Origin of the sequence: Janthinobacterium goodfellowi (assembly GCF_051380695.1) — a bacterium.
In the GTDB taxonomy this organism is placed as follows: domain Bacteria; phylum Pseudomonadota; class Gammaproteobacteria; order Burkholderiales; family Burkholderiaceae_D; genus Janthinobacterium.
This window is the reverse complement of the sequence record NZ_JBNYXN010000002.1, coordinates 215,493-240,147: the sequence shown is the minus strand read 5'-3', so window position 1 is coordinate 240,147 and position 24,655 is coordinate 215,493. Positions and strand designations below refer to the sequence as shown.

General features: G+C 63.7%; 26 protein-coding genes. 13 read left to right on the top strand and 13 right to left on the bottom strand.

Annotated features, from left to right (window positions below; translation table 11 throughout):
* Positions 1 to 25 precede the first annotated feature (25 nt).
* Positions 26 to 1,891 carry a LodA/GoxA family CTQ-dependent oxidase gene (locus tag ACQ4WQ_RS09150; protein ID WP_436496361.1) on the top strand — a complete coding sequence of 622 codons (1,866 nt, stop codon included), beginning with the start codon at positions 26 to 28 and terminating at the stop codon, positions 1,889 to 1,891.
* Positions 1,888 to 2,994 carry a tryptophan 7-halogenase gene (locus tag ACQ4WQ_RS09145; protein ID WP_436496359.1) on the top strand — a complete coding sequence of 369 codons (1,107 nt, stop codon included), beginning with the start codon at positions 1,888 to 1,890 and terminating at the stop codon, positions 2,992 to 2,994. Before ACQ4WQ_RS09150 ends, ACQ4WQ_RS09145 begins: the two co-directional genes overlap by 4 nt.
* Here ACQ4WQ_RS09145 and ACQ4WQ_RS09140 read toward each other — a convergent pair.
* The 4 genes from ACQ4WQ_RS09140 to ACQ4WQ_RS09125 all read right to left on the bottom strand — a co-directional run bounded on the left by ACQ4WQ_RS09140 (position 2,981) and on the right by ACQ4WQ_RS09125 (position 5,451).
* Positions 2,981 to 3,613, bottom strand: coding sequence for a hypothetical protein (locus tag ACQ4WQ_RS09140; protein ID WP_436496357.1), 633 nt, complete (start codon positions 3,611 to 3,613; stop codon positions 2,981 to 2,983). The genes ACQ4WQ_RS09145 and ACQ4WQ_RS09140 overlap by 14 nt on opposite strands.
* Before the next feature lie 127 nt (positions 3,614 to 3,740).
* Positions 3,741 to 4,403 carry a DUF799 domain-containing protein gene (locus ACQ4WQ_RS09135; RefSeq protein ID WP_070221498.1) on the bottom strand — a complete coding sequence of 221 codons (663 nt, stop codon included), beginning with the start codon at positions 4,401 to 4,403 and terminating at the stop codon, positions 3,741 to 3,743.
* Positions 4,400 to 4,768 carry a DUF4810 domain-containing protein gene (locus ACQ4WQ_RS09130; RefSeq protein WP_414654781.1) on the bottom strand — a complete coding sequence of 123 codons (369 nt, stop codon included), beginning with the start codon at positions 4,766 to 4,768 and terminating at the stop codon, positions 4,400 to 4,402. Before ACQ4WQ_RS09130 ends, ACQ4WQ_RS09135 begins: the two co-directional genes overlap by 4 nt.
* 8 nt (positions 4,769 to 4,776) lie before the next feature.
* On the bottom strand, positions 4,777 to 5,451 hold the full coding sequence (locus tag ACQ4WQ_RS09125; protein WP_230538325.1) for a CsgG/HfaB family protein: 675 nt from the start codon (positions 5,449 to 5,451) through the stop codon (positions 4,777 to 4,779).
* Positions 5,452 to 5,752: 301 nt separating this feature from the next.
* On the opposite strand from ACQ4WQ_RS09125, the gene ACQ4WQ_RS09120 reads away from it, so the two are divergent.
* Together ACQ4WQ_RS09120 and ACQ4WQ_RS09115 are read left to right on the top strand one after the other, a co-directional pair.
* Complete coding sequence (locus tag ACQ4WQ_RS09120; protein WP_326458638.1) at positions 5,753 to 6,952, top strand: YbfB/YjiJ family MFS transporter; 1,200 nt, start codon at positions 5,753 to 5,755, stop codon at positions 6,950 to 6,952.
* A 39-nt stretch (positions 6,953 to 6,991) separates the two neighbouring features.
* Positions 6,992 to 7,525 (top strand): ankyrin repeat domain-containing protein, encoded by a 534-nt coding sequence (locus tag ACQ4WQ_RS09115; RefSeq protein ID WP_436496354.1) that lies wholly within the window; start codon positions 6,992 to 6,994, stop codon positions 7,523 to 7,525.
* Between the two features lie 441 nt (positions 7,526 to 7,966).
* Here the strand turns inward: ACQ4WQ_RS09115 and ACQ4WQ_RS09110 are convergent, their stop codons facing one another.
* Positions 7,967 to 8,746, bottom strand: coding sequence for an HAD-IC family P-type ATPase (locus ACQ4WQ_RS09110; protein WP_436496352.1), 780 nt, complete (start codon positions 8,744 to 8,746; stop codon positions 7,967 to 7,969).
* A gap of 25 nt (positions 8,747 to 8,771) precedes the next feature.
* Positions 8,772 to 11,177 (bottom strand): AAA family ATPase, encoded by a 2,406-nt coding sequence (locus tag ACQ4WQ_RS09105; protein ID WP_436496350.1) that lies wholly within the window; start codon positions 11,175 to 11,177, stop codon positions 8,772 to 8,774.
* Positions 11,178 to 11,273: 96 nt separating this feature from the next.
* Here ACQ4WQ_RS09105 and ACQ4WQ_RS09100 point away from each other — a divergent pair, with 96 nt between their 5' ends.
* Entirely contained in the window at positions 11,274 to 12,113 is an 840-nt protein-coding gene (locus ACQ4WQ_RS09100; protein ID WP_436496348.1) for a universal stress protein, read from the top strand.
* An 85-nt stretch (positions 12,114 to 12,198) separates the two neighbouring features.
* The gene (locus ACQ4WQ_RS09095; RefSeq protein ID WP_436496346.1) at positions 12,199 to 12,843 is read left to right on the top strand and encodes a BON domain-containing protein; all 645 of its coding nucleotides are present in this window, start codon (positions 12,199 to 12,201) and stop codon (positions 12,841 to 12,843) included.
* 67 nt (positions 12,844 to 12,910) lie between these two features.
* Here the strand turns inward: ACQ4WQ_RS09095 and ACQ4WQ_RS09090 are convergent, their stop codons facing one another.
* Positions 12,911 to 13,522 carry a hypothetical protein gene (locus tag ACQ4WQ_RS09090; RefSeq protein WP_436496344.1) on the bottom strand — a complete coding sequence of 204 codons (612 nt, stop codon included), beginning with the start codon at positions 13,520 to 13,522 and terminating at the stop codon, positions 12,911 to 12,913.
* Positions 13,523 to 13,778: 256 nt separating this feature from the next.
* Here ACQ4WQ_RS09090 and ACQ4WQ_RS09085 point away from each other — a divergent pair, with 256 nt between their 5' ends.
* Entirely contained in the window at positions 13,779 to 14,249 is a 471-nt protein-coding gene (locus tag ACQ4WQ_RS09085; RefSeq protein WP_436496342.1) for a pyridoxamine 5'-phosphate oxidase family protein, read from the top strand.
* 158 nt (positions 14,250 to 14,407) lie between these two features.
* Positions 14,408 to 14,773, top strand: coding sequence for a hypothetical protein (locus ACQ4WQ_RS09080; RefSeq protein ID WP_436496340.1), 366 nt, complete (start codon positions 14,408 to 14,410; stop codon positions 14,771 to 14,773).
* Positions 14,774 to 14,846: 73 nt separating this feature from the next.
* On the opposite strand, the gene ACQ4WQ_RS09075 is transcribed toward ACQ4WQ_RS09080, so the two are convergent.
* Positions 14,847 to 15,491: a SagB/ThcOx family dehydrogenase gene (locus ACQ4WQ_RS09075; protein WP_436496338.1), complete on the bottom strand. Its 645-nt coding sequence runs from the start codon at positions 15,489 to 15,491 to the stop codon at positions 14,847 to 14,849.
* A 40-nt stretch (positions 15,492 to 15,531) separates the two neighbouring features.
* Complete coding sequence (locus tag ACQ4WQ_RS09070) at positions 15,532 to 15,981, bottom strand: Hsp20/alpha crystallin family protein (RefSeq protein WP_436496336.1); 450 nt, start codon at positions 15,979 to 15,981, stop codon at positions 15,532 to 15,534.
* A 292-nt stretch (positions 15,982 to 16,273) separates the two neighbouring features.
* Here ACQ4WQ_RS09070 and ACQ4WQ_RS09065 point away from each other — a divergent pair, with 292 nt between their 5' ends.
* The 4 genes from ACQ4WQ_RS09065 to ACQ4WQ_RS09050 all read left to right on the top strand — a co-directional run bounded on the left by ACQ4WQ_RS09065 (position 16,274) and on the right by ACQ4WQ_RS09050 (position 19,119).
* Positions 16,274 to 17,005, top strand: a complete 732-nt coding sequence (locus tag ACQ4WQ_RS09065) for a lipid-binding SYLF domain-containing protein (protein WP_436496334.1) — start codon at positions 16,274 to 16,276, stop codon at positions 17,003 to 17,005.
* Between the two features lie 83 nt (positions 17,006 to 17,088).
* The gene (locus ACQ4WQ_RS09060) at positions 17,089 to 17,805 is read left to right on the top strand and encodes a Crp/Fnr family transcriptional regulator (RefSeq protein ID WP_436496332.1); all 717 of its coding nucleotides are present in this window, start codon (positions 17,089 to 17,091) and stop codon (positions 17,803 to 17,805) included.
* Positions 17,806 to 17,807: 2 nt separating this feature from the next.
* Positions 17,808 to 18,605: a Crp/Fnr family transcriptional regulator gene (locus ACQ4WQ_RS09055; RefSeq protein WP_436496330.1), complete on the top strand. Its 798-nt coding sequence runs from the start codon at positions 17,808 to 17,810 to the stop codon at positions 18,603 to 18,605.
* A 70-nt stretch (positions 18,606 to 18,675) separates the two neighbouring features.
* The gene (locus ACQ4WQ_RS09050) at positions 18,676 to 19,119 is read left to right on the top strand and encodes a universal stress protein (RefSeq protein ID WP_436496328.1); all 444 of its coding nucleotides are present in this window, start codon (positions 18,676 to 18,678) and stop codon (positions 19,117 to 19,119) included.
* A 41-nt stretch (positions 19,120 to 19,160) separates the two neighbouring features.
* Here ACQ4WQ_RS09050 and ACQ4WQ_RS09045 read toward each other — a convergent pair whose 3' ends face one another.
* The 3 genes from ACQ4WQ_RS09045 to ACQ4WQ_RS09035 all read right to left on the bottom strand — a co-directional run bounded on the left by ACQ4WQ_RS09045 (position 19,161) and on the right by ACQ4WQ_RS09035 (position 22,795).
* Positions 19,161 to 20,702 carry a thymidine phosphorylase family protein gene (locus tag ACQ4WQ_RS09045; protein ID WP_436496326.1) on the bottom strand — a complete coding sequence of 514 codons (1,542 nt, stop codon included), beginning with the start codon at positions 20,700 to 20,702 and terminating at the stop codon, positions 19,161 to 19,163.
* Positions 20,699 to 22,057 carry an MBL fold metallo-hydrolase RNA specificity domain-containing protein gene (locus ACQ4WQ_RS09040; RefSeq protein WP_436497377.1) on the bottom strand — a complete coding sequence of 453 codons (1,359 nt, stop codon included), beginning with the start codon at positions 22,055 to 22,057 and terminating at the stop codon, positions 20,699 to 20,701. Before ACQ4WQ_RS09040 ends, ACQ4WQ_RS09045 begins: the two co-directional genes overlap by 4 nt.
* A 99-nt stretch (positions 22,058 to 22,156) precedes the next feature.
* Entirely contained in the window at positions 22,157 to 22,795 is a 639-nt protein-coding gene (locus ACQ4WQ_RS09035) for a response regulator (RefSeq protein ID WP_436496324.1), read from the bottom strand.
* A 317-nt stretch (positions 22,796 to 23,112) separates the two neighbouring features.
* Here ACQ4WQ_RS09035 and ACQ4WQ_RS09030 point away from each other — a divergent pair, with 317 nt between their 5' ends.
* Entirely contained in the window at positions 23,113 to 23,943 is an 831-nt protein-coding gene (locus tag ACQ4WQ_RS09030) for a helix-turn-helix domain-containing protein (protein ID WP_436496322.1), read from the top strand.
* Between the two features lie 60 nt (positions 23,944 to 24,003).
* On the opposite strand, the gene ACQ4WQ_RS09025 is transcribed toward ACQ4WQ_RS09030, so the two are convergent.
* Complete coding sequence (locus tag ACQ4WQ_RS09025; protein WP_436496320.1) at positions 24,004 to 24,633, bottom strand: response regulator; 630 nt, start codon at positions 24,631 to 24,633, stop codon at positions 24,004 to 24,006.
* Positions 24,634 to 24,655: the final 22 nt, after the last annotated feature.

Here is a 24,655-nt window from a genome sequence, read left to right as displayed (position 1 = left end):
TCCACGCCACCTGGAAAGGCATGCCATGTCCAGTTCCTCCCAAGATACCGTCATCGTCAAGGCGGCGATTTATCCGCCCATTGGCATTGCCCGCGTGGGCAATAGCCCCAGCGAATACTTTCTGGGACCGGAGGTGCCGGAACCGGCGGCGCGGCCGGCCGGGTACTACCGCGATGCCACCGGGGCCATCAAGCGCCAGGCGGCCGGCTTTCGCATCTACGGCCTGAATGCCGCCGGCGTGGCGGTGGCCGAATTGAACTCCGGCAATGCCGACATCGCATGGTCCGTCACCCTGGCCAACACCAAGGCGGCGTGGTACCAGTTCCAGATCGCGCTCGATATTCCGGAAGCAAATGTCACCCAGCCCTCGTTCCTGCGCAACATGGCCATCACCGACCGCGCGCAATTGTCCATCACGCCGGGCGAGCGCAAGATCAGCGGCAGCGAACAGCCGGCCGTGACCTTCGACGGGGGCCGTTTCATGGGCATGCCCGTCTACCTGGGCGAATTGCGCACGGATGCCATGGGACGGCTGATCGTGCTGGGCGGCCATGGCAAGTCGGCGTCGTGGACTGGCGCGCGCGCCATCACCTTCGCCAACAACGAGGGCTGGTACGACGACACGGCCGACGGCCCCGTCTGCGCCACCGTGCACTACCAGGGCCAGGCCTTGCCCGTCGACATGGCCTGGGTCGTCGTCGCGCCGCCCGACTACGCGCCGCAGCAAAAGTCGGTGCGCACCATGTGGGACTTGATGCGCGACTTGTTTGTTTCCACAGGAAAACTGGCAGCGCCCGCCGTTCCCTCGTTCCAGGACGATATCCGCCCCATTTTCGAACGCCTGTCCAACCTGCAATGGGTCAATGCGGGCTTCGCGGCCGCCTTCGGCTGGGACGGCAGCACGCCGTTCAGCCGCGACGAATGGATGGCGCGCCTGGCCAGCCCGTCCGAAAACCGCAAGGAGTGGCGCAACGTCATCTACAACCAGTTCCGCCAGTTCGAGCGCGACGCCTGGGCGCCATCGCCGTGGCCGTGGCTGTATGGCGATGCGATGGCCATCCCGCCGGCAGACACGCCGCGCCAGAACTGCGCGCTGAGCAATCTGCAATTGCGCTTCCTCAAGCAATGGGCCGCCGGCGAGTTCACGGCCGACTACGCGCCCGGCAAGACGCCGCCGCAAAGCCTGGCCGAGGTGGACGTGGCCCTGCAACCGGACACCCTGCTGCGCGCGGCCATGGAATTTTGCCTGGCAGACGCCTTCCACCCCGGCTGCGAAATGACCTGGCCCATGCGCCAGGCCAGCATGTACAGCGCGCCGTTCCGCCTGGCGCACCGGCCGCCGGGCTGGGTGGAGCCCGACTATGGCGCCGTCTTGACGCCAGACAATATCAGCAGCCCCTGCTCGGCACAGATCGCGGGCGGCGTGACGCGCTGGATGGCCGTGCCATGGCAGACGGACACGGCCAGCTGCCGCTCCGGCTACCAGTCCGACTACGATCCCTACGTGCCCACGTTCTGGCCCGCGCGCGTGCCGAACCAGGTGATGAGCAAGCTGGCCTACGATACGGTGATGAACCGCGAAATTCCCGTCGACGACCGCCTGGCCGCTTTTGCCCGGCGCGCCGCGTGGATACGTCCGCTGGGCAACATCAGCTATGAAGAGCAGATCAACAACATGATCGCCGACCTGGCGCAAGTGGGCGTGGTCGAGGTGCGCCCCGGCCCCACGGACGTGAGCGGCTTCCCCGCGTTCCTGCAGGTGGAAAACCTGCCGCCGCCCACGGCCGGCAAACACCTGCTGCGCGCGGCGGCGGCCATACCGGACGAGTTCGTCGACGTCGACCTGGAAGGCACGGAAAAAGCGCGCCATCTGCAGCGGCACCGCTTGTGACCTTGCTGCAGGCCGACGTGCTGATCGTGGGCGCCGGTCCGGCCGGCGCCACGGCCGCCCTGAACCTGGCGGGGCGGCACCGGGTCTTGCTGGTGGACCGGCTGGCCGCGCCGCTGGCGCGCATCGGCGAATCGCTGCCGCCGGCCGCCGCACGCCTGCTGCGGGACATGGACCTGCTTGACGCCTTCCTGCGCCAGGGCCACGCGCCCTACCACGGCAACCGCGCCTGGTGGAACGGCGCCTGGACGGAGCACCACTTCCTCAGCGATCCCGATGGCCACGGCTGGCACCTGGCGCGCGGCACCTTCGACCTGTCGCTGCGCGACGAGGCGCGCCGGCGCGGCGCCGCCTTGCTGGCCCCGGCCAGTGTCGACGCCATCACGCCGGAGGACGGCGGCTGGCGCGTGCGGCTGCAGACGCGGCACGGCCCTTGCGATGCGGCGGCGCGCATCGTCATCGACGCGACGGGACGGGGCGCCCGGCTGGCCCGCCGAATCGGGGCGCGGCGCCAGCGCGGCGACCGTTTAATATCAGTCTGGCAATATGGGCGCGACCTGGCGCCGTCACAGCGGGGCTTTGCCCACATCGAGGCTTGCGAAGACGGCTGGTGGTACAGCGCGCCCCTGCCCGGCCAGCGCCGCGTGCTGGCCCTGCATACGGATGCGGACTTGCTGGCCAACACAGGATTGCGCGATGCCGGCTGGCTGGAAGCGGCGGCGCGCCGGCTGCCGGCGACGCGGGAATTGCTGGAGCAGCAAGGCTATGCGGCCGATACGCCCGCCATGGCCACGCCCGCCCATACGGCCAGCCTGGACGCCGGTGCCGGTCCAGGCTGGTTCGCCGTCGGCGACGCCGCCCTGAGCTTCGATCCGCTGTCGTCGCAAGGCATCTTCAACGCCCTGTACACGGGCCTGGCCGCGGCCGAGGCCGCCGACCGCACGCTGCGGGGAGAACCGCAAGCCTGCCAACACTACAATGGGGAGCTGGCGGCCATCGGCGCGGCGTACGAACGCCACCTGGCGTACTGCTACGGTCAGGAAACGCGCTGGCCGTCGGCGCCGTTCTGGCGCCGGCGCGTCCCGGCGCGCCTCAGCTCGCGCTGAAGTCGAAGTGCCACAGGCCCTGCTTGCGGTGCACAGTGACGTCCACTTCCGTGACCGTCTCCGGCATCACGTACTGCGTCATGTCCGAGAAATTCTGCACGATATAGGTTTGGCCCACCCTCGGCGGCGACGCCACCATGAAATAGAAGTTGGGCAGGTGCTCAAAGCTGACCGTCATGTGCGAATCGACCTGCGGCATGGTCACGACGGGCCTGTCGTTGACGTACCAGTTGCTGTCGAACTGGATGTAGGGATTGGTGTGGTTGATCACGCCGCACTGCTGAGGCGTCAGTGTGGTTTGCGCCAGGGACGTGGAGCCAGGCTGCAGCAACGGCGGCGTCATGCCGTTCGGGCTGACGGCAGCCAGCAGTTGCCCCGGCTGCACTGGCTTGCGCCCGGAGACGATATCGCTGTCTTTGATATCCCGGCTGGTCACGTCGGTCGAGATCTGCGGCGTGTAGTGGAACGATTCGGTAGTGCCGGGCGCGCCGGCCAGCACTTGCCAGGCGTGGATCTGGTAATTGCGCTGCGGGTTCTGCGGTTTCAAAAAGACCAGCACGCTCTTGCCCTGCAGTTCGTCCGCCGACACGTTGTAGTTGACCTTGAATTGAATAGTCATCGCTTGCCCTTTGCTCTGGATCTGCCCGGACTCAGGAAAGACAGCGCCGGGGGGACGAGTCCGTGATGTCCCCCCGGCGCCGGTCATTCAGTACAGCGGCACATGCCTTGCCGATGCGGCAGGACGCTTACTGCGCCAGGTAGCGCTCCGAACGGGGGCCGTACAGCAAGCCGTTCGGCACGCCGGCCGACAGCAGCCGCGCATTCGCCGTGCCGGCGATAGGATGGCTGGCATCGGTGCTGGTGTTGATGATCTGCTTGACCGCCGCCGTCACCAGCGCGCCGATCAGGCCGCCGCCACCGCTGTTGTTGCCTTCATTGCTAGACGCGCTGGCCGCGCCCTGCCACAGCAAGGCGCCCGTCTTCAGGTCGACCAGCTTGGCATCGACCGCCACCACCGTCACGCTGTCGATCACAGCGTACGTGGTGCCGTACTTGGAAATCGTCACGTACAGGCCCGCATCGGCGCCAAAGATCTCGTTGAGCTTTTTCGCATCGACGCCGTGGATATCGGCGGCGTTCGTCAAGCCGTTCTGCTTGAAGGTCTCGCCCACCACGGCCACCGGCAGCACGTAGTAGCCCGCTTCGGCCAGCGGATAGGTCACTTGCGCGTAGACGCTGTTGCCGGCATTGACTTCCGGCGAGTTGTTCAACGGCGGCAAGACCACGATGGAGCGGGGTTTGGCGGCCTTGAAGGCGGTGTAATCGTATGCGGCCTGCTTGGTGGCGCAACCGACCATGAAGATGGCGGGACCCAGGCACAGGGCCATTTTCAACATGCGCGACATCATAATTTCTCGCCTTTTTTCAATTTACCCAACAGGAAGTCCATGTACGGCGTCGATTCCGGGAACAGTTTTTTCTCGTCCTCGAACTGCGCGGCGACCTGCTCCGGCTTGCCGGCGATCGAGTACAGCATGCCCAGGTGGGCATGGAAGCCCGGCGGCGCGTGATTGCCTTTCGCAGCGATCACTTGCAAGTCTTTTTCCATGGCGGCGATCTGCTGCTCGGGGCTTTCGCCCTTCAGGTATTCGTACACTTGCGGCTGGTAGCCTTCCCATTGGTACAGGGTCTTCGATTGCGTGGCGCAACCGGTCAGGGCGGCACAGGCAAGCATGGCCAGCAGGGCTGCGCCCTTGTTCATCATTGTTTTCATGGGATACCTTATTGTTTGCGCAATGCGCCCGCTTCGACGCCAGCCACCAGGCGCTCGACCGCTTCGCGCATGGCCAGGTCCAGCACCTTGCCATTCAGGGTGGCGTCATAGCTGGCGGTGCCGCCAAAGCCCAGCACTTCGCGATTCGACAGGCTGTATTCGCCGGCGCCGCCGGCCGAGTACACGACTTCCGAGGTGGCGATGTTGACGATGTTCAAGGTGACCTTGGCATACGCCACTTGCGTCTTGCCGCGGCCCATGATGCCGAACAATTGCTTGTCGCCCACTTCCTTGCGGCCGAATTCGGTCACGTCGCCGGTGACGACGAAGTCCGCGCCCTTGATGTTCTGGCCCTGCTTCTTGAAGTCGGCTTCCTGCTTGAGCTCAGCCATGTTGTCGCGGTCGAGGACGTTGAAGCGGTTGGACGTTTGCAGGTGCGCAATCAGAATCGTCTTCGACTGGCTGCCCAGACGGTCGACGCCATCGGAAAAGATGCCGCGCATGAAGTTCGAGCGGTTGTCGAACTTGCCGACAGCGATCAGGGTGCGTGGACCGACGTAAGGTCGGGCCGCGCTGGCGACTGTGGGAACAGCCAGGGCTTGCGACGACTCGGAAGCGCAGCCAGCCAACGCCGCGCCAATCAGCGCTGCAATCAACAACGCGCCAGGTTTATTCTTGTTCATAGTGCCCTTAAGATATGGAGGATCAGGAGCAACCCGCAAAATTGAATTTTGGCAAGTTAATTTCCTAATTGCAATTATATGAGATTGTATGTCTCACAATTCTCTCCAAAAGTAACGATGACAAAGATTACATTGTTGCCAGCAATGACAGGCGCGGCGCGGCTTGACTTCCCGGGTCCGATTCGCTAACTTAGCAGTAAAAAAGCGTGCAGCCAGCGCCACTGTCCCGCACAGACCTCGCCCGCCGGCCTGCCCCTCCCGGCGCCTACTCCACGCTCGCACACAGACGGGTATCCAGGCCATGCCGACACACGATCGTTCCCCGTCCCATCCGCTGGCCACGGCGCTGGCGCTGTCGCTGGGCGCCGCCGTCGCCCTGGGCCTGTCGCGCTTTTCCTACGGTTTGCTGCTGCCGCCCATGCGCGCCGACCTGGGCTGGTCCTACCTGCTGGCCGGGGCCATGAACACCTTCAATGCGCTCGGCTATTTTCTCGGTGCGCTGGCCACGCCGGCCCTGATGCGCCGCCTGGGCGTGTGGCGCCTGCTGATCGCCGGTTCCGTGCTGGCCAGCGTCTTCATGCTGATGTCGGGCATGGTCAGCGATACGGCCGCCCTGTTCCTGCAGCGCGTATGCGCGGGCGTGGCCAGCGCCTTCATTTTCATCGCCGGCGGCGTGCTGGCGGCGCGGCTCGGCTCCATGCACAGCCAGCGCGCCGGCTTCTACATCGGTTTGTACTACGGCGGCACGGGCTTCGGCATTGCGCTCTCGGCCCTGCTGGTGCCGGCCGCATTGGCCGCCGCACAGGCGCACGGCGCCGCGCATGCCTGGCAATGGCCATGGCTGGCCTTGGGCATCGCCTGCCTCGCCGCCACCGCCCTCATGGCCCTGCCGGCGAAGGCGATCGGCGAAGCGCCGCGCACCCTCGACACGCCACGACGCTTCGCCTGGCGCGACTTTTCTCCCAGCCTGGCCGGCTATTTCATGTTTGGCGTCGGCTACATCGGCTACATGACCTTCGTCATCGCCCTGCTCAAGCAGCAAGGCATGAGCGCCACCTCGATCACCGTGTTCTACACGGCATTGGGGCTGGCAGTGGTGGCGTCGTCGCGCATCTGGGCGCGCATGCTCGACCGCTACAAGGGCGGCGAATCGCTGGCGATTTTAAATGGCGTGCTGGGCGTGGTCACCATCCTGCCCGCCCTGACGAGCTTTGTGCCCGTCGTCTTCCTCTCCGGCCTCGTCTTCGGCGCCGTGTTCCTGTCGGTGGTGGCCTCGACCACGGCGCTGGTGCGGCATAACCTGCCGCAGCAATCGTGGACGGCCGGCATCAGCGCCTATACGACCGTGTTCGCGCTGGGCCAGATCGCCGGCCCCATCGCGGTCGGCTGGATCGCCGACGGCCCTGCGGGACTGGAGCGGGGCCTGATCGCCTCGGCCATCGCCCTTTTCATCGGCGCAGCGCTGGCTGCGCGGCAAAAAGCGCTGGCGCCGGCCGCATAGTAGACTGCAAGCTTGGACCACCTTCGCGGAAAGAACACGATGAACACCGAAGCACGAAAACTCCCGGCGACGATGGATGCCGACACGCTGGAATTCATCCAGGGCCTGTTCGCCCTGGTGCGCGAAGGCGATACGCAGCAACTGGGCCCCATGCTTGCCCAGGGCGTGCCGGTCAACTTCCGCAACGAAAAAGGCGACAGCCTGATCATGCTGGCCAGCTACCATGGCCACCTGGAAACGTCACGCCTGCTGCTCGCAGCGGGCGCCGACGCCAACGTCCCCAACGACCAGGGCCAGACGCCGCTGGCCGGCGTGGCCTACAAGGGCTACCTGGAGATCGCCGAACTGCTGCTCCAGCATGGCGCGAAGGTGGAAGGCGCCAGCCCGGACGGCAAGACGCCGCTGATGATGGCCGCCATGTTCAACCGCCTCGCCATCCTCGACCTGCTGCTGCGGCACGGCGCCCGCATCGACGCCGTGGACAGCCGCGGCATGAGCGCCGTTTCACTGGCCAAGAGCATGAATGCGCAGGAGACCCTGGCACGGCTGGCCGGCCTGGGGAAGACGACATAGCCGATGCAGGTATTGCGACTGCCGCCAGGCAAAAAGCTAAGCGCAGGAGCTGGGCTGTTTCATTGATTCGGCATTAGCCTTACGCTGCCGGACGGGAGATTATTCCACTCAATTGTCAACGAGCTGCCTAAGCGCTTGATTTTTCGGTGATTTCCAAACCATTCAGTTACCGATACCCTCATAAATACCCTCACCGGATCTATCTATCATTGCCGGTTGGTCAGGGACTGGGCGCAAGAGTCCCTTCAACCATCACCACATACGCAGGCGAGCTGGCCGTCGGCGCAGGGTCAAGTCCCTGTGGTGGGTGTTGGCACCGTTTCAGCCGTTCACACCGTCCAAGCGTCAAGGCTGCGATCATGCAGCAAATGAGCAACAGCCCAGGGCCGGGGATGGGAAATGCAAACAGCTGCTCCAGCACGGGCACGCCCAGTAGCAACATTAACAGCGGCACGGCCGCGCCCTCGATCCAGAGAAGGTCAGGGCGATGAAGATGGCGGCGCGCGCCGCCTCGTCGGACGGCCCCGATGCCCGTGCATACCAGAACATGCCGAGCAGCATCGCCAGCAAGCCGGCGCCCTGCAGCAAGCCGCGTAGCAACAGGTCGCGATCAAAGAGCTGCTGCCCGGGTTTCCTGGGCGCCAAACGCATGGCGTCGGATTCGGCTGGCTCGACCCCGAACACGATCGAGCAGGCCGGATCGATGATGAGTTGCAGGAAGAGTATATGCGCGGGCACCAGCAGCGCAGGCAGGATCGACAGACCAGTGATCGGCACGCACGCAGCCACGATAGAGACGATGGCCTTGCGCAGCCTGGCAAACAGACGTCGGCCTTGGCGCGCGGCCGCCTCGCGCACCACGCCCGTCCCGGGAGCGTCGTTGATGCCATCGCCCGTCATGGCGGCGATGTCGCCACGCGTACGCAAGGCCCGCACCAGGCGTAGTCGCAGCGCGGCATCGTCCATTCCCTCGAGCTCGCGGCCCGTCAGCGGCGCGCTGTCCGTGGATATACCGGCCTGGCGCGCGATCCACACGGCGGTCACGGGATGCTCGCCCGTGATCATGACCACGCGCATGCCGGCGGCCCGGCATTGCGCCACGGCTGCCGGCACTGCGGGCCGCACGGGGTCTTCCAGCGCCAGCAGACCGACGAAGGTGAAATCGAAATCATAGTCGAGCAGCAGCAAGAACATCGGTTCGCAGATGATGTCTTGCAGCAAGCGGAACAGCTCCAGAGGAGGCAGATCATGTCGTGTTCCGATGCGGCGCGCATGCTGCGGCGCGCCGCAGCATGGCCTGTCGCACCTGCACCACCAGCAAGGCCAGTGCCTCCACGCCGAAACTGGCGTCATTGGCGATCTCGATGACGTCATCCGCCTCGCCCGGACGCAAGCCTTGCCCGGCGCAGTGCTCCATCTGGCAGGCGAGAACGGCCATGTCCGCATCGGAAGGATCTGTACCGGCACGCGCCCGCGCGGCCAAGCGCGATGCCAGCACCGGCAAAGGCGCGTCGATATGCAGCAGCAGGAACGGCACCTGGCTGCGGCGCGCCAACGCGCGAAAGGCCTGGCGCCGCCGGCGTTCCAGAAAAGTGGCGTCGACCACCATCACGCAACCGGCCGCCAGCCCCTGCTGAGCGAGCCGTGCCAGGCGCCGGTACGTCGCGGCATTGGCGGCCTGGCCATACATCCCCTGCGCTGGCGAGACGGAGGCGACGGTGGCGGCAGCGCTGGAAAACAGCCGCTTGCGCTCGACATCCGAGCGCAGTCGCACCGCCTCCAGCGGTTCGACCAGCGCATTGCACAGCCATGACTTGCCGCTGCCGGCCAGTCCGAGGGTAATCAGCAGCGCCGGCGCGGCGGGTGTGATGCACGCGTGCGCGAAGGCCAGATAGCGCTGCGCCTGCAGCAATGCCGCAGAGCGACCGCGGCTGCCAGCCTGGGAGCGCAACAGGAACACCTTGCAGCGCACCAATGCCCGCTGCACCCGGTAATACGGCAGCAGCGCCAGGCTGCCGTAGTCGCCGCAACGCTCGAGATAATCGTTCAGCAAGCGAGCGGCCAGGCCGCGGCGGCCCTGGCATTGCAAGTCCATCCAGGCGAACGCCAGGTCCTGCGCCACGTCGATCCAGCGCAACGCGGTGTTAAATTCAATGCCGTCAAACACGCGCACCTGTCCCTCCACTGTCAGGATGTTGCCGCAATGCAAATCACCATGGCATTCGCGCACCCAGCCGTCAGCCTTGCGCTGGGTAAATATCGGCGCCAGGGCGTGCTCCTGCAGTGTCAGCCAGGCCGCAATTTCGTCGAGCATGGCACGCTGGCGCGTGTCGTCGAGCACGGCGGCAATGCCGGCCACGTCCTCGCGGGTGCGGGCAACGATCAATGCGCCATTGCCCCAGGGCGACTGGGCTGTCGCCCGCGCAGCGCCGGCATGAAAATCCGCCAGCAACAGCGCCAGCGCGCTGACTTCATCCACGCCAAGCTGGCCGGCATTCAGGCGCGCCTGCCACAGGGCGGACTGGTCGAAGCGGCGCATGCGCACGGCATACTCGAGTACCGGCCCCTCGCCGTCGATGGAGGGGCATGCCCGCGTGCCGGTGATGCTTGCCAGGCCCAGGTACAACTCCGGCGCCAGGCGCCGATTCAAGCGCAACTCTTCCTCGCACGCATACCTTCGCGCCGCCAAGGTACTGTAATCGAGCACGTCGCGATGCAAGGCCTTCTTGAACTTGTAGGCCAGGTCGCCCACCAGCATGATGCGTGAAATATCGGTGACGATGAGCCGCACCCGCGCATCCTCGCTGTCGAGGCGATGTGCCAGGCGGTGCAATAGTCTGGTCTGCCGCGAGACCTCGTGCTTCTCGATGCTTTGCGTGGTATCAGGCCACTGATGCTCGCTTTGCGGCGCAGGCATCGGCCCCTGGACAAGCGGCGGCAACGCGCCCTGCCGCCCTGCCGCGTGGCCAGCGGCACGCGCGTGGGCAGGCTGCGCGGCCGCGTTCTGCCGGACAGCACGGATGATGCCATTCACGTGGGAAGGCAGCCGCTTTTTCCAGCGCAGTTCAGCGGCAGGGCCTGCGGGCGCCAGCACAATGCTGTTTTCGACGCCGCGTACACCGCGCAGGGCATATACCGCTTCCTCGGCCCGCTTGCGCTGATAGTTCCAGCCCAGCGTCCCTTTCAGCCGCAGCACGCCGTCGTGCGCCACCACCGTGACGGCGTCGGCGGAGCTGGGCAATTGCGCCTTGACGGCCGCTACCGCCGCGCCGGCAAGGTCGGTATCCGAGCGCGCCTGCCCCACGAGCGCCACGTCGATATTGTTGAGCACGCCAGCCACCCCGGCCACCCCCGTGGCGCAGCGCCCGGCCAGTATCTTGCCGGCGAAATCATGCACGCGCCCCGACAAGGTGACGACGCCGTGATGCACGGACACCATGATGGCAGGCGGCCCTATCCCGGCAATACAGCTGAGTTCATGCTCCACGTTCTGCCTTATTTCAGCATCGTTCAACATGCTTTCCTCCACCGCCATGGCACCGCGCGCGCACCGCATTTTCTTGCTGCGCATCGCCTGTCCGGCAGTGATCCTAGCACGGCCGCGCCGCCAGAAAATATGATCTCGATCAATACTTGCCAGGTGCCAGTTCACTGAGCCACGAATTGAAGGCTGGCTTGATCTGGATCAGTCGGCGCTCCTTACAAGCGAGGCTGAAACAGGTATCGTGAGTCTTTTATGGAGCCCACCATGTACAAGACCATCCTGATGTATGCCGACCAGTTTTCCGGTTTCGAACGGCGCCTGCAAGTGGCAGCGGCGCTCGCCAGTGAAGCCGGCTCCCATCTGATAGGAACGGTAGCCAGCGGCGGGCCGCAACTCGACTACCTGGTCTACGGGGCGGTCACGCTGGCGCCGCCCCCGCCGATCGACTACGAACCCTTGCGCGACGCGGCGCGGGAACAGCTGGTCCGCTTCGATGAGCGTTGCCGCCAGCTTGGCGTGGCCTCGTATGAAACCCGCTTTCAGGATAGCAGCGCGGCCGATGCGCTGATCCTCCAGTCGCTGTACTGCGATCTGGTCATCACCGGCCAGAGCGACCTGAGCGACCGGTCGCTCATCTGGTCGACCCGCCTGCCCGCGTATCTCGCGCTGCACAGCGCCCGTCCCTTGCTCGTCATACCCGAAGGCGACGGCGCGGTGACCATACCAGGGCGCTCCATCGTCATCGGCTGGAACGCCACGGCCGAGGCCAGCCGCGCGGTGGCTGGCGCGCTGCCGCTGCTGGTGCGGGCGCAGCGCGTGCAGATCATCGTGCTCAATGCACGCCAGCATTATGGGCAGCACGGACAGGAGCCGGGAGCCGACCTGGCCACCTACCTGGCGCGCCATGGCGTGCGCGCGGAAGTGAGCCGCAGCGAAACGACCGAAGAATGCGGTACGGCACTGTGCCGCCTGGCCCAGGACAGCGGCGCGGACCTGATCGTGGCCGGGGCATTCGGCCGCAGCCGCTTCCATGAATGGGTGCTCGGCGGGACGACGCACAGCCTGCTGAGCCAGTCACGCCTGCCGCTATTGCTCGGTCATTGAGGCACATCGTCGGCCAGCCGCTTGCGCGCCGCTGACGCCCTGGCGCAGGCCGCAAGCGCTTTCTTATCCTATCAGGAGCACGTTCATGGTCACCGACAACGACATCAAGACGCAAGTCGAACAGGAATTGCTGTGGGATGCACGCATTAATCCCAGCCACATCGGCGTCTCGGTCAACGACCGTGTCGTCACGCTTTCGGGCTTTGTGCATGCCTACAGCCACAAGCTGCACGCCGAGCGCGACGCGCAATGCCTGGCCGGCGTGCTGGGCGTGGCCAACGACATCGAGGTGCGCCCCCACTCGCGGCTGGACGCGGAAATTGCCCACGATGCCATTGCCGCCATCGCGCTGCAACTGCCCGTGTCGTCGAAAACGATCAAGGTCATCGTCGAGCACGGCCATGTCAGGCTGGAAGGTACCGTCGACTGGAACTATCAGCGCGAGCACGCCCAGCTGGCACTGCGCCATGTCCATGGCATACGCGGCATCGACAGCGCCATCGAGATCAGCCACAAGGCCATCCCGGCCGATATCAAGGCGCGCATCCAGGCGGCTCTGAAGCGCAGCGCCCTGATCGAGGCCAGCGGCATCAAGATCGAGGCCGATGGCGATGCAGTGACGTTAAGCGGCAAGGTGCGTTCCTGGACGGAACGCGACGAGGTCGAGCGCGCGGTCTGGATGGCACCAGGCATCACCGCCGTCACGAACGAGCTTCAGGTTGGCAGCTGAAACGTCCGCGCCCAAGGACGGGGTCGGCATCTCCGCCCCGCATGCCGGCTGGCCAAGGTTGCCGGCGTCACCCATTATTGACTTTGTTGTCCTCTACCAGCTCCTTGCGCAGCGGTTCCAATTGCCGGCGATACGCGTCGGCATCGCCAAAGGCGACAAACCGGCAGACATGGGCATGCACTGGCGGCGTGGCATCGGCGTGCCCGGCGTGCTGGATCGGGCACCAGTATTGCTCGGTGCGCCCTACCACTTCGCGGGCATAGGCGAGCAATCCCGTGGCATAGGCGCAGTACTGGCAATGGAATTTCTCCAGCACATTCAAGTAAGCGAGCCTGCCGCGGTCATACACGAAAAAATCACGCCGCCGAACGCGGGCGATGCGGTACAGAGGAAAACAGATCAGCTGGTAGAGGCTGATGGACAGGTCCAGCAGACCGAGGGGAATGGCAACGAGGTAAATGAATGGCACGGACAGGATATGGCGCCATTGGGCATGCCGCAGGTAGGCAAGCAGCCCCGTTTGCGGACGGTTCCCCTGCTGCGCCGCCGCCCTGGCCTCCAGCAGACGGCAGCCCACCAATGCGCATGGCGATACCGTCTCCGGCCGGCGCCCACCGCGCCCAAGCTCTTGTTCCAGCTGCTCGATCCGCGCCTGCAGCTCGCGATTACGCCGTGTCATGGCTGCCGCACCTCGATGAAGTCAAAGCAGCAAGGTCGCGCTGCCACCTGTTCACTGTAGCGCGTCCCGATCACGTTGTCTGCCGGGCAATTTGAGGCTTCTCAATACAAGCGCTACAGATCGCTGGCATCGGTGGCATTTCCGTGCGGAGAATGTCGCAGGCACGTGATCTGGCGCATTGCCAAACACTGCGCGACTTACTACTATGGAAATGCGGGCGCAATGCGCCCATCGGGCATTGCGTGAAGGAGATACCATGATGCCGCTGGAGTCGTCCCATCGCCAGTTCATTGCCGATGTCCTCGCTGCCACGCCGGACATGGCCCTGGCCACCGTACGTCCGGATGGCTATCCTCAAACGACGGTGGTCAGTTACGTGCACGACGACCTGACTCTGTATTGCTGCATCGGGCTGAATAGCCAGAAAGCGCACAATATCCGCCAGCACGACAAGGTCTCGCTGGCGATTACACCCGCGTACCAGGACTGGCAGCATATCCGCGGCCTGTCCATGGCGGGCACGGCTGCCCTGGTCGACAATGCCAGCGAAACCGAGCAGGTGGCCGACCTGATGCTGTTTCGTTTTCCGCAGCTGCGCGATGTCATGGGAACCAGCACCACAGCGCCGTGGCCGGGCCTCGTCTTCCTGCGCATCAAGCCAAGCGTCATTTCCTTGTTGAACTATGAACTGGGTTTCGGCCACACCGAATTATTTACCGTCAGCTGAAACATGCTACGTCACCAGGCCTTGCAGATTATTGCTGCGCTTGATGCGCATCAATTTCCTGCCTTCCGCTGCAGATGCGGGCCGCTACACTGACGTCGTGACGGCGTTTCCTGCAGCGGACCCCGCGTGCAGCGCCACACCAACGCTGGAGAGCCAACATGCCCGACGTCAACCTCAAATTTTCCGACCTGCTCGCTACGAGCAGCAGCAACTTGCTCGATCACTGCAACGCGATGGCCCAGCATACGTTCGACAATGGCGCCGACGCCGCGCGCCTGACCCTGCATTACCTGCGGGACTTGTCACAGGCCAACATGGACATGCTGCTGCAGCGCGTACAACAGAAAGGCATCGCCCATCTGTACGAGTTCGATCCGGCCGGTTTGAAGGCGCAGTGCACGCTGGGCGATGATTACCGCGCCAATCTGTTCGCCATCCTGCTGGACATGCAGCGCAGCATGGTCGAAGGCGGCAGTTCATCGCTCTATGACGGCTACAAACGGTGGCAGAAGATCGCGGCCTAGGAAACTGGCCATGCTTTCGCCACCGGGGACCAGGGGCCGCGCCTGGCCAGCCCGGCCCAGGTGGTCCAGCCACTCAGACATAGCATGCTGGCGCGGCCACGCCCTGCGGATAGCCGACCGACTGCGCCAGCACCACGTGGTGTCCATCCGCCAGGCCCATGGCCGTAGCGAGCTCTCCCTGGTCGAACCAGCCACGCGATACCACCGCCAGGCCCTCGGCGGCGCAGAACAGGTAAACGTTCTGGCTGATGTGACCGGCATCGAGGGCGGCAAACAGCAACTGCCTGGCTTGCTCCTCGGGCGGCATGCGCGACAAATTGGCAACGTACAGCAGGTTGACAGGCACCTTCGCCACGAAATCCTGCTTGCCCGTCACGGCCCGGACATCGACGGCGCTCAGTTGCCGCAATGACGGTGCAAGCTGATCGTAGCGATACAGGCCACTGGACATGGCGACATAGATGTCGATTTCCTGCGCGTTGCAGACGGAAGGAGCCGTCCGGTAACCGGTACCCGGACGGTTGCAGCCATCGGCGGCCCACAGCAGGCGCGACAGCCGGTACCAGGACAGCTCGCGCTCGCTGAAGTCGCGCTGCGACTGGCGCAATTTCAACACCTCGATGAGGGCCATGCCCAAGGCACTGATATCGGCGTCGAGTTCGAACGTAGCCGGCCCCATCAACGGCAAAGGTTCGCTTGTGTATGCATTTTTCTTCACGTCCCCTCCAATGCGTGAAAATCAGCTGGCCATTGTTTCCTTAACTGATCTGCAGGCGTTTCGCGCTGCCACCGATCAGCTTGGGCAGCTCCAGATCCAGTACGCCGTCACGGTACTTGGCTTCGGCCTTGTCGGCATCGATGTCCTGTCCCAGCGAGAAACTGCGGAAATACTGTCCCACATGGCGCTCGCGACGCACGACCTTCTGACCGTTTCCCTCTTCACGTTCCTGCCTCGATTCGGCCGAGATCGAAACGCGGTTGCCATCGATCTCCACCGAGATATCCTCCACCTTAAAGCCTGGCAATTCAGCCTTGATCAGGTAGGCTAGCTCGCTTTCCGTAACGTCGAGCCGGATTGGCGACGGTCGGGAAAAATCCTTCAGCGCATCCTTGAAACCCATATCCTTGAAGAAATCATCCATGCTGCGCAAGGGATCGAACCTTGCGAGGTCGCTGAGCGGATCAAAATGCGTCATGTGGTGTGCCATCTCTTTGCCTCCTGAAAAAGTCGATGCCGCAAATTAAAGCCGGGCAGCGGCAGCCGTGTACCCAAACTCACTATAAAGGGCGCAGCTTGCGCCTGTCTGCTTGAAAAATGATCGATATCAAGAGTGACGGTAATCGGCAGACATGCGCCCCCTGTCTGGACGACAGCCATCGCGGATGGCACACCATTTGCGGAACACTATTCGGGCACGGTATTGATACAGATCATGGCAAGCGGTGGCTGCCTGCCTGTAGTGTGAAAGGCAGTAGCCCCATTCAAATAGGAGTACCGTCATGATTGCCCACGTCAAACCGCTTGGCAGCCTGCTGTGCGGCGCATTGCTCGCTTGCGCACCGATGATTACCCAATCGCAGCCGAAGGATGGCATGGCGTCCACCCAGGAGATGGCAAGAGCGCAGTTGCAAGCGATGGCAAATCAGCAAATCGACAGCGCGCGCACGGCTGTGGCCGCTCTGGAGAAGGATCCGCTCATGACGGAAGCGTTGCGCTGGTCGAAGGGGGTCTTCATTCTGCCCTCCTACCGCCGTGCGGCGCTGGCCATCGGCGCCAGCGGCGGCACCGGCGTGCTGCTGCGCAAGCGCGACAACGGCAGCTGGAGCGCTCCGGCATTCTTCAAACTGGGTACATTGGGCATCGGCCTGCAGGCCGGCGTGGAAGCGGGACCATTCGTCTTCGTGCTGCTCAACGACAAGGCAATGCAGCAATTCCTGCAGCGCAATAGCTTTTCCGTCAGTGCGGATGCCGGATTGACTGTGCGTAATTGGAAAAAAGTGGCACGCGGCACCGTTGGCAAGGGCGATGTGATCGCCTGGTCGAGCACGAAAGGCATTTTTGCCGATGTGGCAGCCGTCAGCGTGGACGATATCCGCTACGACGAGCAATTGACCGACGCCTACTACCACCGCACGCTGTCCGCCGGCGACGTGCTGGCGGATCGCGTCAGCAACGACCAGGCCCAGGGGCTGCAGCAAGCGCTTGCCACCGCCAGTGCGCCGGACCGCTAGCGGCGGGAGCATGAGGCGATGCTTTCCCTGACTATCTTGATGCATGGGCGGCTGGTTCGCGCGCCATGGTCTGCGAGGACGTGATGCATGACGACATGACACCAGCCGCTCGCGGGGCGCCCCATGCCCGCCTGCTGCTCGATCACGCCGCCAGCGGGCAGCGCCAGTGGATCAAGCGCAATGCCAGCCTGTATCGTTCCGGCGATCCCGTCGCTGACTATGTGTTTTTCATCCACGCCGGCAGTTTCAAGCACTATCGTACGGATGAGACGGGCGCGAGAAAAATCACCGCTTTCCCTGCATGCGGAGACTTCCTCGCACTCGACAGCATCGGCCTTGTCAGGCATACCTGTACCGCCGTGGCGCTGGAAGACAGTGAGGTGGATGCAATCAGCTACGCCATATTGCGCCAGCACCTGACCATATTGCACCGCCTGCTTGCGCAAAGCATACGGAAAATGCGCGCCAGCACAGCCCAGCTGCATCACACCACGGCCGAGCAGCGGCTGGCAGCCTTTCTGCTCGACCTGGCCAAACGGCACGGCAGGCTGGAGGGCACGCCGCCACGCTATCGCCTGCCGATGTCGCGCTGCGACATCGGCAACTATCTGCACCTGTCGCCGGAAAGCGTCAGCAGGGTCATGCACCAATTCAAGCAGGCCAGCCTCATTCTGCTGGAAAACCGCGACATCACGCTACGCGATGCAAGCGCAATGGAAGCCATCGCGACTGTCGCGCCGCCCGCTTCACCGCATGCTGACCAGCATCCCCTGGCCACCAGTCACATGTCGAAGAGCTGACCATGTATGACACCTCCAGGTCCGCCGGCGAGGCGGCATCCCCCCTTCCATGCGGCGAATGCCGCAGTCGCGGCGTTTGCTTGCCGACGGGCATGAGCGACGCGGATTGCGCCAGGGTCAGCGGCCTGGTGCTGCAGCAGCATCACCTGGCGCGGGGGGATACCTTGCAAAGAGTCAACGAGCCCGTGCACGGGCGCTGGTATGCCATTCGCAGTGGCCAGTTCAAGTCCTTTCAGGCCGACCAGCATGGAAGACCGTGTATTACCAGGTTCGCCAGGGAAGGCGACCTGCTGGGGCTCGACAGCCTTGACCTCGACCACTACACCGACTCAACGACGGCGCTCTGCGATAGCACGGTGTGCGAGTTTTCCTATCCGCAACTCATCGAAGCGGCCCGGCATTTTCCTGACCTTGCACGCGCGCTGGAATGCCGACTGAGCAAGCAACTGGCGCAACAGCAGGCGCTGGCCCTGCTGGTCCGGTGCGACTATGCGGAACATAAATTCGCGCAATTCCTGTCGCACCAGGACTGGAATGACATCGACCAGGCTCATCAGGTAACGGAGTTGCACCTTGCCTTGTCGCGCAAGGAAATTGCCGACTATCTGGACCTGACGCATGCCACGGTCACGCGCATGCTCTCGCGGCTGCAGAAGCTCGGCATCATTTCCGTCAGATATCGTCAGCTGCGCCTGCTCGACGGCCCTGGCCTGCATCAGATTGCCGCAGGGCAGCCTCCTTCCTCGAAAGGAGGCGTGGGCACGACCATGCCTGGCATACATTTGCTACCGCCAGAATGATCTGGATCATGGTTTCTCTGCAGTATCAACGGCACACTGGACACTTCACAACAAGTTCGAGGAGAGCACCATGTTCAAGCACATACTGGTTCCAACGGACGGTTCGCCCGCCTCGCGGCCTGCGTTGCTGTCGGCCATCGCCCTGGCGCGCTCGTGCGGCGCGCGCATTACCGCCCTGCACGTAGTGCCGGATTTTCACGTCCTCAGCCATGATACGGAGATGCTGGAGGCGACCCGCGCAACCTATCTGGAGGAAAGCATGCAAAACGGCAAGAAAGTGCTCGACTTCGTCATCACGCAGGCACGCGAAGCGGGCGTCGAATGCGGCACCTTCCTGACGCGCTCCGATCACCCCCACGAAAAAATACTCGATGTCGCCCAGGCAAACGGCTGCGACCTGATCGCCATGGGGACGCATAGCAAATTCGGCTTGAAAGGCGTGCTGCTGGGCAGCGAAACACACAAAGTCCTCGTGCACAGCCCCGTGCCGGTACTGGTCTTTCGCGCGGCCTGAGCACGGGCGCAAGCCTGCCCCAGCGCCGGCCAGGCCGGCGCTTATCCTGGGTCGCCTATCGTGACGAGATTATCCTGCGCCTGTGCATAGGCAAGCGCATAAGCGAGCTCACCGGGGGAACCGGCATGCAAGGTGAAGAGCGGTTGCCCCACCGCCACCACGGTGCCCAGCGGCGCATGAAACACCATGCCTGCCGCCGGCGTCTTGGGCGCGCCAGCCAGCTTGGCGGCGCGGGCGAGCAGACGATTGTCGATGGCCATGACCGTGCCGGCATGCAGCGCGCACAATGGTTGCGTAAAGGCTGCGCGCGGCGGCTCGCGCATACCGCCCTGGGCGGCGCAGATGGCCTGAAATTTGCGCCATGCAGCGCCGCTGTCCAGAGCCGCGGCCGCCATGGCCATGCCGGCGCCCTGGGACGCCTTGCCTGCCAGCTCCAGCAAGCCGGCGGCCAGCGCCAAGGCCCGCTGGCGCAAGTCGTCCGGCGCCTCGCTGTGATTCTGCAGCACGGCCAGTACATCGAGCGCTTCGAGCGCCGGACCGATGCCGCGGCCAACGGGCTGCACGCCGTCACTCATCTGCACGCGCAACGCCATGCCCAGGCTGCGAGCGACCTCCACCAGGCGCGCGGCCAGGATTGCCGCCGCCTCGGGCGAGCGGACCTTGGCGGTACGCCCCACCGGCATGTCGATCAGCACATGCGTGGCGCCCGCCGACGCCTTCTTCGACAGGATGGACGCGACCAGCAAACCGTCGCTGTCGAGCCCCAGCGGGCGCTCCACGCGGATCAGCAAGTCATCCACCGGGCTCAGCGATACAGCCCCGCCCCAGGCGATGCAGCCGCCTTCCTGCTCCACCACGCGGTGCATCTGCCGCGCCGTCAATTCCACGGGCGCCAGGGTTTCCATCGTGTCCGCCGTCCCGGCCGGCGACGTGATGGCGCGCGAGGACGTCTTGGGTATCAGCAAGCCGCAGGCGGCAACGATCGGCACCAGCAGCAGCGTGGTGCGGTTGCCCGGCAAGCCGCCGATGCAATGCTTGTCCGCCACGACAGGAGCATCCCACTCCAGGCGCTGCCCGGCATTGACCATGGCCATGGTCAATGCCGCCGTTTCGGCCAGGTCAAGCCGGCTGCCCGAGCAGGCCGTGATCAGCGTCGCCAGTTCGATGTCCGAATACGCGCCGGCGGCGATGTCATTGATGATGGCAATGATTGCCTCGTTGCCGAAGGGACGGCCGTAGATCTTGCCGCGCACGGCCGAAAACGATTCCACCGCTGGCGCGTGGCCAACCTGCACCAGCTGCCCGTCGGCCTGCCCGAGCGCCGCCCAGGCGGCCTCCGACAAGCCGATTTCATCCATGTCTATCAGTGCAAAGTGCACGACATTCAGGGTCGCGACGATCCTGCGCTCGCCGCACCGCAGCACCAGCCGCGAACGCGCTTCGAAGCCTTCCGCCTTGCAGACGGGGCTGTCGCTGCGGATATAGGCGATGGATTCCTGGTAGGTGTCGATGCCTAGGCGCCGCAAGCGCAACACCGATGCGGCGACCGCCTGGTGCTGCAGGGACGGCGCGCGGCGTATCATGTCAGCGTCACTTCATCGCCATACGCGGGAACACTGCATTCCCAGCCCAGTTGCTCGCCGATGCGCCGCCGCAGCGCTTCGGCGGCATCCGGTTCGCCATGCGTGATGAAAGTGTGGCGCGGCGCCTGCCGCAATGGCGCCATCCAGGCGATCAATTCATCGCCATCGGCATGCGCGGACAGGTTGCTGATCTGTCGCACGGTGGCGCGTACAGGCACGTACTCGCCATGGATCTTGACGGCGTCAGCGCCAGCGACCAGCGTGGCGCCGCGCGTGCCGCCAGCCTGAAAACCGGCAAACAGGATGCTGTTGCGGCGGTCCGGCGCGAATGCCTTCAGATGGTGCAGCACGCGCCCTCCCGTCGCCATGCCGCTGGCGGCGATGATCACCATTGGCATGCGCCGCTGGTTCAGCTCGATCGACTCCTGTGCACTGTTGATGATCGTGGCGGCATTCGACATGGCCTCGCACTGCGCCGGCGTCAGGCGATGATCGTGCGGATAGCGGCGATACAGCATGGTGGCATCCACCGCCATGGGGCTGTTCAGGTAAACGGGCAGCGCCGGAATGACGCCACGCTGCTTGAGCAGATGCACGTCATACAGTATCGTCTGCGCACGCCCGACGGCAAAGGCGGGAATGATCGTGACACCGCCGCGCGCGGCAGTCTCGCTGATGGTCGTGCCCAGCAGTTCCATGGCGTCGCTGGCGTCATGGCGCCGGTCGCCATAAGTCGACTCCACGACCAGATAGTCGGCCTGCGGCAAGGATTCCGGAGGCGCCATGAGCACATCGTTCGGACGCCCGAGATCACCGGAAAAGACCACCCGGATGCCCTCTCCCTGCAGCAGCACGCTGGCCGCGCCAAGGATATGACCGGCACGCTGCAGTTGCACGCGCAAGGAGGAACCGATGGTGAAGGGCTGGCCAAACGCCACGGGAGAAAGGTGTTCGAGCGCCAGGATGGCATCGGCCTCGGTGTACAGGGGCAAGGCGGGGTGATGTTTGCTGAAGCCATGCCGATTCGCGTACTCGGCCTCCTCCTCCAGCAGGCGGCCGCTATCGGGCAAGATGATGCGGCACAGATCGCATGTCGCGGCACTCGCATAAATCTTGCCACGAAAGCCGTCGCGCACCAGCAGCGGCAGGTAACCGCTATGATCCAGGTGGGCATGCGTGAGCACGACGGCACTGATCTCGGCCGGCGCCAGCGGCAAGCCCGCCCAGTTGCGCAAGCGCAACTGTTTATACCCTTGGAACAGGCCGCAATCGACCAGAATCGTCTCATTACCGCTGCTAACCAGATATTTCGAACCGGTGACCGTCCCCGTCGCACCCAAAAAGGTCAGTTTCATCATCGTCCCCCAGCAAGCAGTACAACGTTCAGTCGCTGCTGAACGTCAGGTCCCATGCGCGCGTCACGCGGGCTCTCTCCCGACAGAGCCGTGGGCCGCCTACAGCACGCCAAGTTCCAGCGCATAGCGGATCAACTCGGCGTTACATGCCATTTTCATCTTTTTCAGGACGCGTGCACGGTAGCTGGTGACGGTATTCGGGCACAACTGCAACGCGGCGCCGATCTGCACCAGCGACTGGCCAGCGGCGATGCGCTGGAACACTTCCAGTTCGCGCTCGGATAGACTCTCGTGCGCCCCCAGCGGCCCCTGGGCAACCAGCATTGCCAACCGCTCCCGCATCGCCGCGCTGATGTACTTTCCACCGGAAGCCACCTTGCGCACGGCCTGCACCAGTTCGTCGGCTGAAACATCCTTGGTCAGGTAGCCAGAAGCCCCGAGATGCAGCGCCCGCAAGCCGTAGACATCCTCCGAATAATGACTCAGTATCATCACCGGCATGTGCGGCCTGGCAAACCGCAGGGTTTGCAACAGTTGCATGCCGTTTTTTCCCGGCATGGCAATATCAACAAGGGCCACATCGAATGCCTCGGACGCAATACGTTCAGTCGCCTCGTCAAAATTTGTTGCCTGAGCGCCAACGCAAATATCCTGTGCCGTGCCGAGCATCAGCGACACGCCGTTGCGCGCAATGGCATGGTCGTCCACCAATAGCACCCGAATGATTCGCGCTTCCATGAACGAGGTCCTGACGATGTCTTGCCCAGAGTGTAAGGATGATTGCCGTGCATTTGATTCTGCGCCGAACGGCAAGCGGCGTCAACGCTTGGCTGCAGCAGCCGCGCCTGCGCGTCAGACAAAGCCTCTGCGTACTGGCAAAGAATGGATGTAGGGGATCCCCTACCCAAAAGCTTGTGGAATTTGCTACGCAAGACCAGCGGTTAATCTTATATGCACCTTGCCTGGGCGCGCACATACTATTAAGCGTGTAGAAATACATATGGTCAGAAACATAAAAATTTAATGCAAACCATGGACAACAATAAGAGGCACCCATGAACATCCAACTCCCGACCAGTCAATCGCTGCCAGCGAAAAATTTCATTAGCGGCAATACCTGCGCGAAATGCAGTTCTCGGCTGCGCTGCCTGCCATACGGCCTGGACGAGCGTAGCGTCGCTCAGATCGATAGAATCATTGGCAAACGGCACTGGGTGGAACGCAATGAGTTGCTGCTAAGGGTAGGCGAGCCTTTTAGTTGCCTGTACATTATTCACGGCGGCCAGTTCAAGACGTTCCGCGATAGCGCACATGGCAAACAGCACGTCATGGGCTTTCACATGGCCGGCGAAATTCTGGGCATGAACGCCATCAGTACCGGCATTCATGACAGCAATGCAATGGCCCTCGAAGACAGCGAGGTCTGCGAAGTCCCCTTTGCCCAGCTACAGATACTGTGCGCAAACATTCCTACGCTACAACAACATTTCCACCGCATCTTGAGCGAAGAAATCAATCGTGACCAGCGCGTCATGCGCTTCCTGGGCAGCTCGGCCGAGCTGCGCTTTGCCACTTTCCTGCTGGATCTGTCGAGCCGTTTCGCGGCCCGCGGCTACTCGCGGCATGACTTCACGGTACTGATGTCGCGTGAAGACATCGGCAACTACATAGGCTTGACGATGGAAAGCGTCAGCCGCCTGATGTCGAAGTTCCGCCGCCAGGGCTGGATCAGCACGGACGGCAAGGATTTGCATATCCTCAATTACGGGGCCATGGAAGCCCTGGCCAACGACGAACCCATGAAATCAGGGGCACGCATCGATTCGTTCACGGAGCGGACCACGGCGATACTGGCCTCCATCTCGAAGACGGCAAGCCATGCCTGAGCAGCGCGACGGCCGCGCAGCGTCGATTCCCGTGGCGCGCCACGGGCGGCTGCGGGCGGGCTAGTCGCCGCCGGAAATCGGCGGACCGATGCCGTGCTCTATGGCAAAGCGCGTAAGCTGGACATTGTTCTTGGCCCGCGTCTTTTCCAGCAGGCGCGCCCGGTAAGTGCCTACGGTATTGATACTCAAATGTAGGAGCTGTGCGATGTCTGCCAGGTCTTCGCCGGCAGCGAGCAGCCGCAGGACTTCGAGCTCACGATCCGACAGTTGCTCGTGCCAGGCCATCCTGCTGCCACTGATCATGTCGGCAAGATCTTCCGTCACCGCCGAGCTGATATATTTCCCACCAGAGGCCGCCTTGTGGATGGCTCCAAGCAGTACGGACGCATTGCAGTTCTTGGTCAGATAGCCCGCGGCGCCATATTGCAGTGCCCGTACGGCGTACACCGTCTCGGCATACATGGACAGCATCAGCACGGCAACGCGTGGCCACTCCCGGCGTAATTTCTTTAACAATTGCAAGCCGTTCTGATCGGGCAATCCGATATCGACAATGGCAACGTCAAACGCCTGAGCCTGCAGCAGATACAATGCCGCGCGTGCCGTCTCGGCCTCGGCCACGACTTCTATGCCGTCGTCCGTGCCCAGCATTAAGCGTATGCCATTGCGGGCAACGACATGGTCGTCCACCAGCAATACCCTGATTTTCCCG

Bases quoted from the DNA above. Each gene is read 5' to 3' on its own strand.
- ACQ4WQ_RS09150 (WP_436496361.1), top strand. From the start codon at position 26: ATGTCCAGTTCCTCCCAAGATACCGTCATCGTCAAGGCGGCGATTTAT.
- ACQ4WQ_RS09140 (WP_436496357.1), bottom strand. From the start codon at position 3,613: ATGACTATTCAATTCAAGGTCAACTACAACGTGTCGGCGGACGAACTG.
- ACQ4WQ_RS09135 (WP_070221498.1), bottom strand. From the start codon at position 4,403: ATGATGTCGCGCATGTTGAAAATGGCCCTGTGCCTGGGTCCCGCCATC.
- ACQ4WQ_RS09130 (WP_414654781.1), bottom strand. From the start codon at position 4,768: ATGAAAACAATGATGAACAAGGGCGCAGCCCTGCTGGCCATGCTTGCC.
- ACQ4WQ_RS09125 (WP_230538325.1), bottom strand. From the start codon at position 5,451: ATGAACAAGAATAAACCTGGCGCGTTGTTGATTGCAGCGCTGATTGGC.
- ACQ4WQ_RS09120 (WP_326458638.1), top strand. From the start codon at position 5,753: ATGCCGACACACGATCGTTCCCCGTCCCATCCGCTGGCCACGGCGCTG.
- ACQ4WQ_RS09115 (WP_436496354.1), top strand. From the start codon at position 6,992: ATGAACACCGAAGCACGAAAACTCCCGGCGACGATGGATGCCGACACG.
- ACQ4WQ_RS09100 (WP_436496348.1), top strand. From the start codon at position 11,274: ATGTACAAGACCATCCTGATGTATGCCGACCAGTTTTCCGGTTTCGAA.
- ACQ4WQ_RS09095 (WP_436496346.1), top strand. From the start codon at position 12,199: ATGGTCACCGACAACGACATCAAGACGCAAGTCGAACAGGAATTGCTG.
- ACQ4WQ_RS09090 (WP_436496344.1), bottom strand. From the start codon at position 13,522: ATGACACGGCGTAATCGCGAGCTGCAGGCGCGGATCGAGCAGCTGGAA.
- ACQ4WQ_RS09085 (WP_436496342.1), top strand. From the start codon at position 13,779: ATGATGCCGCTGGAGTCGTCCCATCGCCAGTTCATTGCCGATGTCCTC.
- ACQ4WQ_RS09080 (WP_436496340.1), top strand. From the start codon at position 14,408: ATGCCCGACGTCAACCTCAAATTTTCCGACCTGCTCGCTACGAGCAGC.
- ACQ4WQ_RS09070 (WP_436496336.1), bottom strand. From the start codon at position 15,981: ATGGCACACCACATGACGCATTTTGATCCGCTCAGCGACCTCGCAAGG.
- ACQ4WQ_RS09065 (WP_436496334.1), top strand. From the start codon at position 16,274: ATGATTGCCCACGTCAAACCGCTTGGCAGCCTGCTGTGCGGCGCATTG.
- ACQ4WQ_RS09060 (WP_436496332.1), top strand. From the start codon at position 17,089: ATGCATGACGACATGACACCAGCCGCTCGCGGGGCGCCCCATGCCCGC.
- ACQ4WQ_RS09055 (WP_436496330.1), top strand. From the start codon at position 17,808: ATGTATGACACCTCCAGGTCCGCCGGCGAGGCGGCATCCCCCCTTCCA.
- ACQ4WQ_RS09050 (WP_436496328.1), top strand. From the start codon at position 18,676: ATGTTCAAGCACATACTGGTTCCAACGGACGGTTCGCCCGCCTCGCGG.
- ACQ4WQ_RS09045 (WP_436496326.1), bottom strand. From the start codon at position 20,702: ATGATACGCCGCGCGCCGTCCCTGCAGCACCAGGCGGTCGCCGCATCG.
- ACQ4WQ_RS09040 (WP_436497377.1), bottom strand. From the start codon at position 22,057: ATGAAACTGACCTTTTTGGGTGCGACGGGGACGGTCACCGGTTCGAAA.
- ACQ4WQ_RS09035 (WP_436496324.1), bottom strand. From the start codon at position 22,795: ATGGAAGCGCGAATCATTCGGGTGCTATTGGTGGACGACCATGCCATT.
- ACQ4WQ_RS09030 (WP_436496322.1), top strand. From the start codon at position 23,113: ATGAACATCCAACTCCCGACCAGTCAATCGCTGCCAGCGAAAAATTTC.